We start from the raw sequence: 15797 nt of genomic DNA, 5'->3' as shown, positions 1-15797 counted from the left end.
GGCCGCGAATTCATCCCAACCCCATAGGGACATGGGGTTTCTTCGTTTCCCAAACCGTTCACCATTTTATACCCATTGTCCCCGCAACAGGAAGGAATGAGCGTCGCAGTCGTGGGGTTGGACCTCGCCGGGAGCGAGAGGAGGAACACGGGATTCTGCTCTATGGACGGCGAGATGCGCTGCAGGACTGCCGTCCTCCACACGGACCAGGAGATAATCGCCGAGACTCTCGGGGCGAAGCCCCAAGTGGTGAGCATTGACGCACCGCTTTTCCTTCCGAAGGGAAGGAAGAGCCTCGAAATCAAGGGCCCCCCTCACTTCAGGGAGTGCGACAAAGAATTGCTCAAGATGAAGATCAAGTTCTTCCCCATATCGCTGGGGCCGATGAGGATGCTGACAGCGCGCGGGATGAGGCTCCGGGCCGTCTTCGAGAACGAGGGTCTCGAGGTTATCGAGAGTTTCCCCGGGGCCATCCAGGACATGCTCGGGATGCCGAGGAAGCAAGCCGGCCTCGATAGGCTCGAAGCAGCCCTCTTGGGCTACGGAGTATCCTTCCAGAACAGTAGGTCGGGACTCACTGGCGACGAACTCGACGGCGTCACATCCGCTTTGGTCGGACTGATGTACCTGAACGACGAGTACCTCGCAATAGGCGACCCCGAGGAAGGGTTGATGATTCTCCCGCGGGTCAAACGCTAGAACATCAGGGAGCCTTCCAGGTTCAGCGGCGGTAGGTCCTCAGGGTCCACCTTCAGCACGAGAAAATGATACACTCATGCTTCTGATCTAACGGTTCTCGTGGGCCACTGGTCCAATCCCACTCGCTCCCAATCGCGAGGACCCAAGCCTTTTAAGCAGACTTCGTTTCTATCGCACCGTTGGCGCTATCCAACCCCGCGAAGTCGGGAGTGGCGATTCTGGTGGGAGGGGTGCAGTTCGCAATCCTCTGGATGCTCTCCGAGACACTCTATCCAAACTACAGCGTAAACAGCAACTACATCAGCGACTTAGGCACAACCTGCCCAGGCTCCGGAAGTCCCTGCTACGTCCCTGCGGCCTGGTGGATGTTCAACGCGTCGGAGGTCGTCTTCGGAATCCTGATCGCAGTGACGGCGTACTACTTCTATCGCGCCTACAGATACAGGCCCGCCACAGCGATGATAGCCATCGCCGGCCTGGCGCTGATTGGCGTCGGTGTGCTCAACGAGTCGTTCAGCCCATGGCATAGTCTCTTCTCCCTGGTAACCTTCGTCTTCGCCGGCCTCTCGGCGATTGTCACTTTCAGGTTCCAAAAGACGCCCTTGTCTTACATCTCGGTGATCCTTGGTTTGATATCTCTGGCGGCCCTAATACTCTACGTTCCTAGCGGGGGAGCTTTCGGTACCACAATCGGAATCGGCCCTGGCGGATTGGAGCGCCTGATCGTCTACCCCGTCCTGATGTGGTCCATCAGTTTCGGCGGACACCTAATCGGCCAAGAAGACGTTCATACCAAGTGAAAGGTCGGGGCCTGACGTCCCGAATACTTGTAGGAAACCTATCAACACTATATCCGTAGTCACTTGCTTGTCGTGTCTCGGTAGTCCTTGGGGTAGAGGTGGCAGTCGCAGAAGTGCTGTTGAGCCACCTCAATGAGCGGCGGGTCAACCTTGCCGCAGACGTCCATGACGTATGGGCACCTAGGATGGAAGCTGCAGCCGCTCGGCAGGTTGAGCGCCCCAGCGATCTCCCCAACGCTTTGAATCCTCTGAGGCTTCGTCTCCTCCTCCGCGTCGGTGACGACAGGAATGGAGGAGAGAAGCATGCGGGTGTACGGGTGCATTGGATTCCTGAAGAATTCTTCTGTGGCCGCCACCTCCCTCACCTTGCCTAGATACATTATCATGACTCTGTCCGACACGTTTCTCATGAGGCTCAGGTTGTGCGTGATGAATACGTAGGAGAGCCCTAGCTTCCCCTTCAATCTCAGCAGCACGTTGATTATTTTCGCCTGGATGGAGACGTCCAGGGCGGAAGTCGGCTCGTCGAGGACGATAAGAGAAGGATTCGTTGCAAGCGCCCTGGCTATGGCAACAAGCTGCTTTTCACCTCCGCCAAGCTCCTCCGGATACCTGTCGGCGTACTCGGTCGGAAGCTCGACCAGGCTCAGCAGCTCGTCCACCCGCTTCCTCACCGGCACTCCTTCCGCGTGCACCTTCAGCGGCACTTCGAGGGCCTGCCCTACAGAACGTCTCGGGTTGAGGGAGGAGGCGGGGTTTTGGAATACCATCTGAATGTCTCTCTTGAGCTGCAAAGGCCTGTGCCTGGCGCTCTTCGAGATGTCCGTGCCCTTGAACGTGATTCTCCCAGACGTCGGCGCGTAGATTCCCACTACCATGTTCCCAAGGGTAGTCTTCCCGGAACCAGACTCACCCACCACGCCGAGGACTTCGCCCTTCTTCATCTCAAAATTCATGCCATCCACGGCCTTTATGACGCCCTTCCTCGTCGGGAAGTGCTTCTTCAGTCCTTCACCGGCCAGAATTGTCGTGCTCATGACGAATGATGCCTCTCGTCAAACAAGAAGCACGCTGCTCGCTGGCTGTTCCCCACCCTAAACATCGGCGGAACCTCCCCGTCGCAGACGCCCATTCTATGGGGACACCTGGTCACGAATCTGCATCCCACCGGGGGAGTCAGGTAGCTTGGCACTTGGCCCAGAATTCCTTCTGGCACTCCCCCTCCCGTGAGCTTCGGGACAGCTCTGATTAGCATCTCAGTGTAGGGATGCTGCGGATGATTGAAGACATCGGCGGTGGGTCCCTCCTCGACAATCGTCCCAGCATACATCACGTATATCCTGTCGACGAAGTTCTTGACCGTCCCAAGGGCGTGTGTGACGAGTATCACGGAGAGTCTTTTTTCCTCGACTATCTTCTTGAGGAGTCTCATGATCTGGTCCTCTATGGTGACATCGAGAGAAGTCCCTGGTTCGTCCGCGATCAGCAGTTCATTTGCCGAAACCAACGCCATCGCTATGCTAACCCGCTGCTTCATGCCCCCGCTCAGTTGGAATGGGTAGCTGTCGAGTATCCTATCCGGTTCAGGCAAGGCTGCTTCCTTCAGGAAGGTCACAGCTCTTTCATGCGTCTCTTGCCTTGACAGATGCTCGTCCGTGGAGAACTTGATTATGTCATAGAGCTGTTGCCCGATGGTAAAGACCGGGTTGAGTGCCGCTGAGGGGTCCTGAAAGATTATGGACATTTTCCTCCTCCTCAGGTTCGTGAGCTTCTTCTTCGGCATGGCGAGGACATCTTCACCCGCATATCTGATCTGTCCCCCTGCGATCTTCGCATTGTTCGCAAGAAGCCTCATGATGGACTTGACGGTGGTCGTCTTCCCGCAGGCCGATTCTCCTATGATACCTATCGTCTCCCCTTTCTCGAGAGAAATATTGACGCCGTTGAGGACCTTGAGCATTCCCTCGTAGACCCGATAGTGAACCCTGAGGTCCTGAACCTCCAAAAGGGGCATCCCGACCAACTCCCTATGTTGCTCCTGCCGAGAACATGTCGTTGACTCCGTCTCCAAGAAGATTGAAGCCCAGAATCACGATGACTATGGCGAGCGCAGGGAATATGCTGATCCACCACTCTCCCGGCAGGTAGGTAGACCCTTCAGCTATCATCGTACCAAGGTCTGGCGTCGGAGGCTGCGCCCCCAGACCCACGTAGCTAAGCGAGGCGCCTATCAGTATAACCCAGCCGCAGTCCAGCGTCACCTTCGTCAGGATCGAGCCGAGAGCGTTTGGCAGTATTTCGTTGAACATTATGTGCCATCTGCTCGCGCCGACGAGCTCTGCAGCGCGCACGAAGTCCTCGTTCCTAATCGATGAGGCAGAGCTGTAGACCAACCTTGTGTACCATGGCCACCACGCTAGGGAGACGGCGAGCATCGCGTTGACAGCGCTCGGAGTTAGGACCGAAGCCACGGATAATGCGAGAAGCAGAGGGGGGACGGCGACGAAGATGTCCGCCAGCCTCATAATCACGGTGCTGAGCCACCGCCCGATGTAGTACCCGGCGACAAGACCCAGTATGACGCCGGGAGCGACGCTTATCGACAGGACCACACCCATCAGCATCAGGGAGTATCTGAATCCAAACACTATGCGGCTGACGATGTCTCGTCCTATCTCGTCTGTGCCAAAGACGTGAGCGGAGGATGGAGGTGTGCCCGCATTGGCAAAGTTCACGTAAAGTCCGGCGCTCGCGGGGTATGGAGCCAGCCAGGGCGCGAATGTAGCAACGAAGATGACCCCGATGATTGCAGCCAGCCCGACGACGGAAAGCTTGTTCCTTCTGAACTTGTACCAGTAGCGTCTGTATCTTTCAGAAAGACTCCTCCCTGACTTCAAGCTACTCTTCACTCCTTTCCTGCAGCCTGATCCTTGGATCAAGGTAGCCGACGACTATGTCGACGAGAATGTTTGCAATGGCGAACATGAATCCGGCTACTATGACGACAGCCACAATCGCGTTCAGGTCCTTGCTCAGCATCGCGTTGAGGCCGTATCTTGAAAACCCAGGCCAGTTGAAGATGAGCTCAATCAGGAATGCGTTCGCTATCTGAGCCGAAATGTCGAGGCCGTAGATCGTGATTGTGGGGATGAGGGAGGGTTTCATGAGGTACTTGAGCGTGATTGTACGCTCGGGAAGACCGTGAGACACCTCTGAAAGCGTGTAGTCTTTGCGGAGGTTCTCGACCACTGCGGAACGCATTATTCTCGCCTCCTGCGCGATTGGACCCAGAGCCAGGGCGAAGGCAGGCAGGACGAGGTGCCAGATGGCGTCTGCGAGATCTGCGTAGTTGCCTGTCAGAATGGAATCAATCGTATACAGCCCCGTGATGGTCGGGGGAGGGGTGGCCGATTGACTCAGTCTCCCGATGACTGGGAAGAGGTTAGTGCCATACCCAAGGGAGAGTTGCAGCAGTACCGCAACGACGAATGAAGGCACGGCGATGCCCAGGTAAGACAGAACCCTGACGCCATTATCGACCGCCGAGTTCGCGAATCTTCCCGCGACCAGTCCAAGCGGTACAGCAAGAACCAGGTCAATTATCGCAGCAAACATGATAAGCTCCACAGTGGCTGGCAAGAACTCCTGAACGTCTAGAATGACGTTCCTCTGCGTAAAGAGAGAGATACCCCAGTTTCCGCTGAAGATCCCCTGGATCCAGTAGAAGTACTGGACGAATATCGGGTCATTGAGGTGCAGCTGGGCGCGGAGTGCATCCACAATAGACTGTGGGGCCCTGGGTCCCAGGGCAAGCCTCGCAGGGTCCCCGGGGAGGACTCTGGCTATTACGAAGATGAGAATGGAGAGACCAACCAGGGAGACAGCGGAGTAACCAATCCTCTTCAGGACGAAGGTCCACGAACTCGTGCGGCTACTCATCCGAAAAGGCCGTTCCGCCATCCCGCATCAAAGCAATTTAACCCCCTTGATACGCGAGACAATCAGACAAAAAAGGGGGGCCGTGCCCAGGCTATCAGCCGAGCGCGGCCAGTTGCGATGGGTAGAACTGGAAGTCCCTGAAGTAGAAGTCGTATCCCAGCAAGACGATTGGATGGCCGTTTGCCGCGTACCAGTTCACGACGGTCGGATAGTACGCCCTGACCTCATACACGTCGAAGGCGCAGATTGTGGGGTACATGTTGTAGATTTGCTGCTGAATTGTGGCGTAGGCCTTGAAGCGTGCAGTCTGGTCGAGAGTCGACAGCGCCGAGTAGATCATGTTGTCTAGCGTGGTGTTCTGGAGCCACTCGTTCTGCTCCCAGGTTCCGTCTGATGCCGAAGTGTACCTCGACTGGAGAACAGAGCCTGCCTCGAAGTAGCTCGCACCGTCCTGGATTGACACGATGTTGGGCGAGCTTGTCAGGTTAGCCAAGTCCGCTACAACTGTCAGCCATGGCTGTCCTATCACCTGGACTGTTATTCCTATTTGTTGCATGTCTGAAGCGAACTGGAGTGCCATCTTCTGCTCAGCTGGCACTTGGGTGACCCAGAAGTACTTCACTGGATAGTTGTTGAGCTGACCTGCGTACTTCGATTTCGCCATGAGTTGCTTGGCCAGTGCCAGGTTCTGTTGCCCTACGGGGATAGCTGAGTCGTGCCCCGGCAGAGCGGATGGCACCGGACCAGCTGAGGGTTTGCTGCCGGTGAAGATGTCGTTGACTACGGCGGTGTAGTTGAAGGCGTATGTCATCGCTTCCCTGACGAATATGTCGTCGGTTGGAGCTTGCTTCGTGTTTATCATAAGATAGAACTCGTTGACTGTTGGGATTGTGACCAGCTTAGCTCCTTTCAATTGCGCCAGCGACGCTACGGTTGAGTACGGTTGCCACTGGTCCGTTATCTGAATCTGCTTGCTGCTGAAGAGCGCCTGGGTCGACGAAGTGCTGCCTATTATTTGGACAGTGCTAGGCTGATTAGTCTGAGTGCCGTTCCAGTAATTGGTGTACGCCTGCAACGTCATGAATGACTCCAGGTTGGCCGCCTGAATCGAATAGGGCCCCGAGCCAGCGTCGTGCGTGAGCAACCAGGTCGACCCGTAGTCACCGTTGCTCCCGTACGGCCCTGAACCTATGTTGGCCACCACCTGCTTCTGGTCGAGAATGTAAAGTCTGACTAGGGCAGTCAGGAACGGACCAAATGTCTTCTTCAGGTGTATCGCTACTGTTGAGCTGTCGAGCGCCGTTACGTTGCCTATGTAGGGCGAGAAGAGGTAAGAGTATCCCTGGCCCACAGTTATCAGTCTGTTCATTGAAAAGACGACGTCGCTCGCTGTCACCGGGTCTCCATTGTGAAACGTCACACCCTGCCTCATCTTGAATGTGTATGTGAGTCCGTCACTGGAGACCTGCCAGGATGTCGCCAAGTCTGGCTGGAGAGTTCCAGCCGAGGTGGGGAAGACCAAGCTGTCGTACAGGTTTACGAGTGCTGTCGAGCTTGCCTCATCGGAGCCCTTGGCCGGGTCCGTGACGGGAACATTTGCGAAAGATACGCTGAGCGTGCCAGAGGCGAGCGTCGGGGGCGTAGTCGTACTGCTTGTCGGGGTGCTGCTGGTCGGGCTTGTCGTGGTGGCAGTGCTTGGAGTCAATACGAAGTATGCTCCAGCTCCCACGATTACTAGGATGATGATGATTATGACGGCTGTGATGCCTCTACCTATCGCATACCTTCTTTGAAGGCTTCGCGTTTTCATCTGTAATTAAGTTGAAGTGTCAAACCGATATAAAATCGTTTGTTCCAGTTGGTTCGGTCGACAGAACGAGTGTGCACCGGAGATACACTAGCGTGAAGAATTGGCGCGCCAGCAGATTTGGAAAATCTTCACCGCCTCGACGCACGTAGTCTGGAGTAGGCTGGCGTCAGGCCCGAGGTGCCAGCGTGGTCAGCGCCGTGTGCCGAGGAGCATTTCCCTCAATTTCCTCGTCTGTTCAAGGTCAACCTTCATACTTGACTTGTCCACCACAACGCCATAGTCGTTCCTTGCCTGTTCGACGCTGATGTACTCGTCGATCACGTCGTCGAGGACCTTTTCGGGATCTCTCTTGAGCGGGTCTCCGAAACCGCCCCCACCTCCTGTCCGGAGCCTGATCAGGTCGTTCTTTTGCATCGACTCTGCAGCTATCTTCCTCAATCTTCGCGGAGCCTGGTTCGCCTTCTCAATCACGAAGTAGTTCGGTGTCCCCTTCGTTCCACCGTTGATGCCCCAGCATGGGTAGAGCGAGCGGCCCATGGACGAGGTGAAGCTCGCGTTGGAGTTGTTTATTCTGTAGTCTTTCACCACGCCGAAACCGCCCCTGTACTCTCCCTTCCCGCAACCATCGCTTATGTTCAGTGCGTACTGTTCAACCACTATGGGGTATCTCACTTCCATCACCTCGTTCGACATGATGTAGGTTTCGCCGTCTCCCGAGCAGACCAGTCCGCTCTCCCCGTCCTTCCCGAGGGCCCCTCCCCAGCCTCCAGGCTGCGGCTCGACTATGGCGAACGGCTGCTTGGTCCTGTCGTCCGTGCCTCCGACTATGGTGCCGCAGACGCTGAGGAAGTGCCCCGCGGACAGCCTGTCGGGTATGAGCGGCGCCAACGCGTGCCAAACCAGGTCTGTGATGAAAGCCATTGATTCCCAGTACGTCGAGGTCGGGGCTGGTGGAATCGGGTTGAATATTGAGCCCGGGTCGGCAATAACCTTGAGCGCCCTGAAGTTCCCGTCGCTTACCGGGCCGTGCAGGTCTGTGACGGCCTTGAAGATCGCCCTTGCTGCAGAAACGGTGGCGCACCATGGACAGTTTATCGAACCCCTGGCCTGCTTCCCTGACCCTCTGAGATCAATCACGAATTCGTCGTCCGATATGGTAATCTTCGCCCTCACTGGCACGGGAGTGTCTGTGATGCCATCGTCGTCCACCGTGTCCTCGACCTCGAAGGTACCGTGCGGCAGCTCCTTCAGCCTGAGTTTCGTTAGCCTTTCTCCTTTGGCTTGGATTCTGTTCATCGCTTCAAGAACGGTAGCGACGCCGTACTTGCTGCAGATGTCTTCTATCCTCTTCGCCCCGACCCTTAGCGACGCCGCGTGGGCTTCCATGTCGCCGAGCGTCATGTCGGGTGTCCTGACGTTCGCCCTGATCATGTCAACCATCGCTTGGACGACCTTGCCTTTTTCGAACAGTTTGATTGGTGGAAAGATCATCCCCTCCTGGTAGATCTCTGTGGAATCAGAGGTCCAGCTGCCAAAGTGCATGCCACCCACCTCGCTCCAATGACCTTTGATTGCGGAGAACGCCACGATTCTTCCCTTCGCAAAAACTGGCATGATCAGATTCACGTCGTTCAGGTGCGTTCCACTGCTGTAGGGCACGTTGACGATGCATATGTCTCCCGGCGAGAACCCGTCTTTCCCGAACTTCTTGATGCAGTCTTGGACAGCCATGTCGAGTGTCCCAAGGAAACCAGGAACTCCGTTGGCCTGGGCGACCAGCCGGCCGTTCGCGTCGGTTAGGCCTGCGGCGTAGTCGAGGACCTCGTATATGACGGGACTCTTGCTCGCCCTACCGAAGGCTGAGAACGTCTCCTCGGCTGAAGCGATGAGGCTGTTCTCGATGATGTCCAAAGTGAAGTCAGATATCTTGGTCATTCTCCTACAACTCCACTACCAGATTCCCATATCTGTCGTTCGTCATCACGTTGCCCCTCCTCAGTATCGTGGTTGCCGTTGGCTCCTCCACTATCGCGGGTCCCTTCACTCTGGCTCCAAGCGGAATCGACTCCCTCGAGTATACAGGAAGTCGCTTGAATCCGGATTCATCGAGGTATACCATTCTTGTCTTCGTAGGCTTCGCCCTCGCCCTTCTGGAGACCCTCATTGGCCTCGGAGGCCGCTTCTTCACTCTCCCGAACGCCACCAGGCGCACATTCACCACCTCCGTCGGGTCCTTCAGGTTGAAAGTGTAGGCCTTGTAGTGCAGGTTCTGGAAACGTTTGTGTATAGTGGCCAGCATACCTCCCGCCTTCAGGCTCATCGGAACCGGGGTGGAAATCGTGTGCTCCTGGCCCAGGTAACGTATGTCGAAGAATCCTTCGAAACGCATATCGTCGTCGCCCATTCCCTCGAGTCTCAGTTGCTGTGCGGCCTTCTTCCTCATCTCATCAAATATCCCTTGCAATTCGTCCAAGTTCCCTGACTCCAGACTGACGACTTTCGTGCGGATGTAGTCGTGCCTGAGGTCCGTCATCAGCATACCCCAGGCGGAAAAGACTCCTGGCACTCTTGGAACTACGACCTTCCTTATGCCAAGCTCCTCTGCAAGCGATACGGCGAACATCGGGCCCCCTCCTCCGAATGCCACCATAGTGAAGTCTCTCGGGTCGTAGCCCCTGCGCACCGACACGAGCTTGATGGCGTTCACCATGTTCGCCGTTGCAATCTCGATCACACCAATTGCCACGTCAATTGCCTTCATCCGCATCTTTTCGGCCAATGTCTTGTATGCCTTCTCCGAGAGGTCCGGCCTGAGTCTGATTTCTCCCCCGAGGAAATAGTTCGGATCGATCACCCCAGTCAAGACGAAAGCGTCTGTAAGCGTTGGGTTCGTGCCACCCTTGTTCTCGCACGCTGGACCGGGGTCTGCTCCTGCGCTCTGCGGTCCCACCTTGAGCGAGCCAAGTTCATCGACCCAGGCGATGCTTCCTCCGCCAGCGCCTATCTCGACAATATCCACAACGGGCACCTTGACTGGGTAACCGGAAAAGAACTGACTCCTGCCGATGGAGTACTCTGTGTTTATCTTCATCCTGCCCGAGTCGATCAATGATGTCTTCGCTGTGGTTCCACCCACGTCGAGCGTAATGATGTTGTCATCCCCAATCGCCTTGCCGACGACCTGTGCCCCGATAACTCCGCCTATCGGACCAGATTCGACCTGATAGATTGGTGTCTTCCTCCCTTGCTCGAAGGTGGAGATGCCGCCGTTGCTCTGCATCACGTGAGCTCCTATCTTCGCTCCCAACCTCCTCAGTTCGCTCTCGAGCGTCGTGAGGTACTGGTGCACCTTCGGCTGGACAAACGCATTTAGAACCGCTGTGTTCATGCGTTCGTATTCCCTCCATTCCCTGGAAAGCTCGTGGGACATGGTTATGTATGGCGTCTTCACCTTGTCCCTCAGAATTTCGTAGCACTCTATCTCGTGCTTCGGATTCGCATAGGAGTTGTAGAATGCAATCGCGACAGCCTCGACGCCCTGGCGATTACAAGCGTCCGCAACTCTCAGCACATCATTCCTATTTATCGGTCGCACTTCCTCGCCGCGGTAGTTCGTTCTCTCATCAACTTCGTACCTGAGGCTTCTCGGAACAAATGGCTTTGGCTTTTCATACCTGAAGTTGTATATGTCCGTCCTATTCGACCTCTGCAACTCGAGCACATCCCTGAATCCTTTGGTAGTGACGAGCAGTGTCTTCGCGCCCTTCTTCTCCGTCAGAGCGTTTATCACCATAGTGGAACCTGTTCCGATGAATCGGTTCATTTCTTCACCCTTGATCTTGCTCTTGCGTACCACGTTGATGACCCCTTCTGCGAAGTTTGCCGGAGTCGTGGAGTCTTTCACGAAGGTGAAGTCGCCCGTCGCCTCGTTGAAGGCGCACAAGTCGGTGAAGGTGCCACCGACGTCAATAGCTATCCTAACGGGCAACTTCTACACGTGCCGCGCCGAGCCACCGACTCTAATAAGAGTTCGGACATTCTGAAACCCGTCTTCCCCTTTTGCGGTTGGCCTGGCCAGCGCTCTTATCGCTTGCCATCCTAATGGGGTATCGTCGTGATGCTGCGCCGTCTCCGATTTGTCAGACTGGTGTCTGTTCTCTCGATCGCCTTCGTCTTGATCAGTGTGACCAACCTGGACCCGTCGCTGTTCGGCGGTCTTGAGCGGGTCATCGTGCCGGTGCAATCGGTGTTCGTCGGACTCGGACTGTCAGCGTTGGCGCTACTCGGGCTGTGGTGGAGCGGGTTGTGGAGGAAGGCGCAATCGACGGGTCGCTCCACTCTGGTCGAAATAGGAGTGGGGGGCTGCCTTCTCGTGGCCTTTACTTTCGCGTTCGGCGTAGTCACAACTCCGTTTCACCTCTGCTTTGGTGGAAGTGGCGGGTACGCGTGCTATCCAGACGTACTCTCCTTCAGCCGCGGCGTATTCAGTCTCATCTCACTGGTCATGGCTGAGGAGCTCTTCTTCAGGGCATACCTGATTAACGAACTCAACCAGGCCATCAAGGATGGGAGCGTGGGTGCTCTCGCGTCTGCGCTCCTCTATTCCGCCTACCACCTCCCTGCGCTCTGGACGGAGGGCTCAAGGGCGTTCTCGGCCCCAGGCTTGCTACTGGTGGTAGTGGGCGCGGTTTCCCTTAGCCTCTGCTACTGGTACACAGGCAGGAATCTATTGGCCGTACTCTTGCTCCATGGATATTGGGACGGGATAGGCGCACTTCTTGTAGTCCCGTACATCGGAGTCTCCGGTCCGATCATCGCGATGCTGGGGCAATTGACAGCCCCGGTGGTCGGGGTCGTCGCAGTCCATCAGCTGTTGGCACGCAGGACTAGCCTGTCTCGAGGGAGAGGCAAAATCCATGACGCTGTCCCCAAGGACGCCCGCACCGCTTGAGTTTTGACCTTGAGCCTCGGTGTGCGATTGCACCAAGTTTATCTTGACGGGGTACTGGTGTAGGCTATGATGACCGAGGCTAGGTTCGCTAGACTGATCACAATGAAAGCAAAGGCAGGAAAAGGCGACGAATTCGTGAAGAAGTTCGAGGAAGAAGTGGCCTCGACTGCGGCTAAGCTGGCGGGCATGAGGAGGCTCTACCTCCTCCGCCAGGTGGGAAGGAGGGATAAGTTCGCTGTCATCTCACTGTGGGACGACGAGAAGAGTGCGGAGAGGTACGCAAAGAGCGGGAGGAACAAAGGCTATGAGAAAAAGCTGGCCGGCGTAAGAGCGGGGAAGGAGAAAGTGAAGAAGTTCCACGTCGAACTCCATCTCGTTGGCGAGTCGGCCAAGCCCTAGTCCGACATTTCCGACCTAGCCTAGCTCCACAAGGAGAGCAGGAGGCTGTGGATTCAGAGGGTGTCAATCGCCTTGATGGAGGGCAAGGCAGGGGAGCTCGTGTCCAGGTACAACGGGGCAATGAGTTAGTGCGGGGGGTGGGATTCGAACCCACGAACCCCTGAGGGATGGGATCTCTCAGCGCCACTGGACGCACGCCCTTAAGTCCCATGCCGTTGGCCAAGCTTGGCTACCCCCGCGAGTTTGATCAGGAGATTGGCGTTTAATTAAGAATTGAGCCGAATTCTCACAAGTTCAAAGATGATTGGAAAAGTTGATGCGAGGACAATCAAGGATCTCTATGTCGATGAAGGGCTACCTAGAGACATTATTGCAAGGCGACTCGGCCTCTCCAACACTTTCGTGACCAGGTCGCTGCGTCAATCAGGTGTGGAGATTCGGCCTAAAAGGACGCCAACAATCGTCACGGAACTCGTAACATCAGCGCCCCACAGCCCCCGCATCGTGATTGACAGAGGACAAGTTGTCGTGAAACACCAAATCAGGCTGACGATGAAACTCGCGTATACGCTGGGTTGGATACTGGGAGACGGATATGCCAACAGACGAGAAGTCGACGCTATTGTCTCAGAGCGTGAACGGAGTTTGATCGAACCAGTCGTCAAGCGGGTGCTGAAGCGTTTCGGCAATGTCTATGTCGTGCCCAGACATGGTGTGTTTATCATTCGATGCAACTCGACAGTCCTTTCAAGATCCCTATGTTCGTACAAAGGAGCAAGATACTGGGAGAACATTGACTTCATTCTTCAGTCGCAAATGTATGCGCGTTCACTTATTGCAGGCTTCTGGGATGCAGACGGCGGGGTTTATCGCGAAGCAAATGGCACGCTGAGAGCTCATCTGTATAACTCGAACCTTCTTCTCCTAGACAAGATCGCAGACGCTATGCAAACCATGTATGGTATTGAGGTCGCCATTTACAAGCGGAAGGATAGCGAGAACTCGTCGAGTTCAAAGATCCATGCGCGATTAGACCGTTTCGATCTGTATGTCAAGGCAAGAAGCAACCGCCTTTGGACTAGGCACATAAGCAGGCTCATGCTTCTTCCGTGGAAAAAGCCCGTCAGACTTGCGCAGAAACAGTAAGTTTCAGAGAGCTGCACGGCCGTTCCTCGACCTCCGCGAAGCGAAGACACCATCTTGCAAAGCCTCTCGCAGTCCACGCCTCTGTCGCCTGACCGCTCAATACTGGGGTCGGACTAGGAGACGGCATTCAGTAGCGTCCTCAAACTCTTCGTGTTCACGACGTCTTTGGCCTCCAGCCAGGCTCTCCTCGCGACAATCACTCCGTAGCCAATGTTGTCCAATTCGCCGGCCGAGTGGGCGTCCGAGTCAATCACAATGGGTACCCCTTCCTCCATCGCTCTCCTTGCCCAAGCCTCGTCAAGGTCAAGCCTGGCCGGCTCTCCGTCGATTTCAAGCATCTTGCCGCTATCCCTGGCCGCTCGGATAACCCTTTCCAAGTCAATTGGGTTTCCCTCTCTCTTCCCGAGGAGCCTGTTGGTGGGGTGACAGATGAAGTCGACCGAGGGATGAGCGAGCGCCTTCAGGATCCTCTCCGTCAGCTTCTGAGCATCCTGCCTGAAATTCTGGTGCAGCGACGCTCCGACCAGCTCGAACTCGTCTAGGAATTCCCTCGCGAAGTCCAGGGAGCCGTCGCCCTTTATCTCCAACTCCAGAGCTTTGACTACCCTGAACGGGGCGAGCTCGTCATTGAGCTTGTCGATCTCCTTCCACTGTTTTCTGAACCTCTCCTCCGTAAGGCCGTTTGCCACGCGGACTGAGACCGAGTGGTCGGTCAGCGCGATGTAATCGTACCCCCTCTCCTTGGCTGCCCTCGCCATTGCCTCCACCCCTTCCAATCCGTCGCTCCACGTCGTATGCATCTGGAGGTCCCCCTTGATGTCCTCCATGTGGATCAGGTTCGGCAGCGTGCCCTCTCGCGCAGCATCGATCTCTCCGGTGTTCTCCCTCAGCTCTGGCGGAATGAACCTGAGCCCGAGCCTCTCGTAGACTCCTTCCTCTGTCTCACCTGCCAACCTCTTCCCGGCTTTGTCGAACAGGCCGTACTCGTTCAGCTTCCATCCCTTGTCTGCGGCGATGGTCCGGAGCGCTATGTTGTGATCCTTGGAACCGGTGAAATAACACATGGCGGCTCCGTATTCATCTTCTCCAAAGACCCTGACGTCCACCTGCACACCCTCCTTGAGCTTCACGCTCGTCCTCTTGGGCCCCCTCTCGAGCACCCCAAGCACGCCTGGACAGCCTGCCATCGCAGCGGAGGCCCTCCCGTTGGTCGAGAGCAGGTCGAGGTCGCCAATCGTGCTCTTCCCCCTCCTCAGGCTCCCGGCCATGCCCACAGCTATTCCCAGGGCTCCGAAGTAGCTCGAGAGCTTCTGGAATGTCCCCTCGGCCTCTGGCAGCAGCATCCTCTTCTGGAAACTCTGCAGCTTCTCAATCCCAACGACGAATGACCTGCGTACAGACTCGCCGAACTCTCCGTCAAGCCTCCCGGCCTCGAGCGCCTTCTTCAGCTCGTCCACACTATTGATTTCAAGATCATGACTAAGCTTGTAAGCCGTCCGGGGACCTATCCCCTGCACTTTCATCAGCGCAGGCACCCCAGGTGGCACCTTCTGCTGAAGCTCCTCCATCACCCTCAACCTGCCTGTGCGAAGGTACTCGTCAATCTTCTTGGCTATGCCGGAACCGACGTACTTGATCTCCTCGAGCTTACCCTCCTTCTGGAGCTGACCAATGTCCGTGTCCAGGTTCCTTACGCTGGTTGCAGCCCTGTGATAGGCAATCACCTTGAACCTGTCCTCGCCGTTGGCTTCGACGAGGTCCCCCAGCCTGTCCAGAAGGTCTGCCACTTCGAGATTCTTCAAACCCGAATGAAGATGGCGGCAAGAGTTTTAAACGCAGTGCTGGGACATGCAGCCCAGTTGTCCCGAATCCAGAAAGCGTTCATCTTGCTCAAGGTCGAGCCTGGTAACGAGAAGAAGGTGATCGACGAGCTCCTGAAGATAGACGAGGTCAAGGTGGTCCACGTGATACCCGGCGAATGGGACCTGCTCGCCGAGGTCGAAACGGAGAAGGAGATTGTCGTGTCCAGCGACCAGAAGGTCTACAACGTCGT

The 15797-nt window shown here is 56.1% G+C and carries 14 protein-coding genes and 1 tRNA gene; 6 read left to right on the top strand and 9 right to left on the bottom strand.

Annotated elements, in window-relative coordinates; all coding sequences use genetic code 11:
- Positions 1-96 precede the first annotated feature (96 nt).
- Positions 97-699, top strand: coding sequence for a DUF429 domain-containing protein (locus tag LYZ69_09845; GenBank protein ID MDV3278745.1), 603 nt, complete (start codon positions 97-99; stop codon positions 697-699).
- Positions 700-878: 179 nt separating this feature from the next.
- Positions 879-1499: a DUF998 domain-containing protein gene (locus LYZ69_09840; protein MDV3278744.1), complete on the top strand. Its 621-nt coding sequence runs from the start codon at positions 879-881 to the stop codon at positions 1497-1499.
- A 59-nt stretch (positions 1500-1558) separates the two neighbouring features.
- Here LYZ69_09840 and LYZ69_09835 read toward each other — a convergent pair whose 3' ends face one another.
- The 7 genes from LYZ69_09835 to LYZ69_09805 form a co-directional block, all read right to left on the bottom strand.
- A complete protein-coding gene (locus tag LYZ69_09835; GenBank protein ID MDV3278743.1) occupies positions 1559-2536 on the bottom strand; it encodes an ABC transporter ATP-binding protein in 978 nt (325 codons plus the stop codon).
- Positions 2533-3513 (bottom strand): ABC transporter ATP-binding protein, encoded by a 981-nt coding sequence (locus LYZ69_09830; GenBank protein MDV3278742.1) that lies wholly within the window; start codon positions 3511-3513, stop codon positions 2533-2535. Before LYZ69_09830 ends, LYZ69_09835 begins: the two co-directional genes overlap by 4 nt.
- Positions 3514-3526: 13 nt before the next feature.
- Entirely contained in the window at positions 3527-4396 is an 870-nt protein-coding gene (locus LYZ69_09825; GenBank protein MDV3278741.1) for an ABC transporter permease, read from the bottom strand.
- Between the two features lies 1 nt (position 4397).
- A complete protein-coding gene (locus LYZ69_09820; protein ID MDV3278740.1) occupies positions 4398-5438 on the bottom strand; it encodes an ABC transporter permease in 1041 nt (346 codons plus the stop codon).
- A gap of 94 nt (positions 5439-5532) precedes the next feature.
- A complete protein-coding gene (locus LYZ69_09815) occupies positions 5533-7248 on the bottom strand; it encodes an ABC transporter substrate-binding protein (protein ID MDV3278739.1) in 1716 nt (571 codons plus the stop codon).
- A gap of 189 nt (positions 7249-7437) precedes the next feature.
- Entirely contained in the window at positions 7438-9183 is a 1746-nt protein-coding gene (locus LYZ69_09810; protein ID MDV3278738.1) for a hydantoinase B/oxoprolinase family protein, read from the bottom strand.
- A 4-nt stretch (positions 9184-9187) separates the two neighbouring features.
- Positions 9188-11236: a hydantoinase/oxoprolinase family protein gene (locus LYZ69_09805; protein MDV3278737.1), complete on the bottom strand. Its 2049-nt coding sequence runs from the start codon at positions 11234-11236 to the stop codon at positions 9188-9190.
- Between the two features lie 129 nt (positions 11237-11365).
- Between LYZ69_09805 and LYZ69_09800 the strand changes: the two genes are divergently transcribed.
- The gene (locus LYZ69_09800; protein ID MDV3278736.1) at positions 11366-12199 is read left to right on the top strand and encodes a CPBP family intramembrane metalloprotease; all 834 of its coding nucleotides are present in this window, start codon (positions 11366-11368) and stop codon (positions 12197-12199) included.
- 69 nt (positions 12200-12268) lie between these two features.
- Entirely contained in the window at positions 12269-12598 is a 330-nt protein-coding gene (locus tag LYZ69_09795; protein MDV3278735.1) for an antibiotic biosynthesis monooxygenase, read from the top strand.
- Positions 12599-12727: 129 nt separating this feature from the next.
- Here LYZ69_09795 and LYZ69_09790 read toward each other — a convergent pair.
- A tRNA-Leu gene (locus LYZ69_09790) sits at positions 12728-12837 on the bottom strand.
- 61 nt (positions 12838-12898) lie between these two features.
- Here LYZ69_09790 and LYZ69_09785 point away from each other — a divergent pair.
- Complete coding sequence (locus LYZ69_09785) at positions 12899-13744, top strand: hypothetical protein (GenBank protein ID MDV3278734.1); 846 nt, start codon at positions 12899-12901, stop codon at positions 13742-13744.
- 113 nt (positions 13745-13857) lie between these two features.
- On the opposite strand, the gene polX is transcribed toward LYZ69_09785, so the two are convergent.
- Entirely contained in the window at positions 13858-15546 is a 1689-nt protein-coding gene (gene polX, locus LYZ69_09780; GenBank protein ID MDV3278733.1) for a DNA polymerase/3'-5' exonuclease PolX, read from the bottom strand.
- A 57-nt stretch (positions 15547-15603) separates the two neighbouring features.
- On the opposite strand from polX, the gene LYZ69_09775 reads away from it, so the two are divergent.
- The coding region (locus tag LYZ69_09775; protein MDV3278732.1) for an Lrp/AsnC ligand binding domain-containing protein at positions 15604-15797 on the top strand (194 nt) is incomplete at its 3' end.

This window comes from Nitrososphaerales archaeon (assembly GCA_032906765.1).
GTDB lineage: Archaea > Thermoproteota > Nitrososphaeria > Nitrososphaerales > Gagatemarchaeaceae > DASPPF01.
The sequence above is the reverse complement of the archived record's forward strand: the minus strand, read 5'-3'. Positions and strand labels throughout refer to the sequence as shown.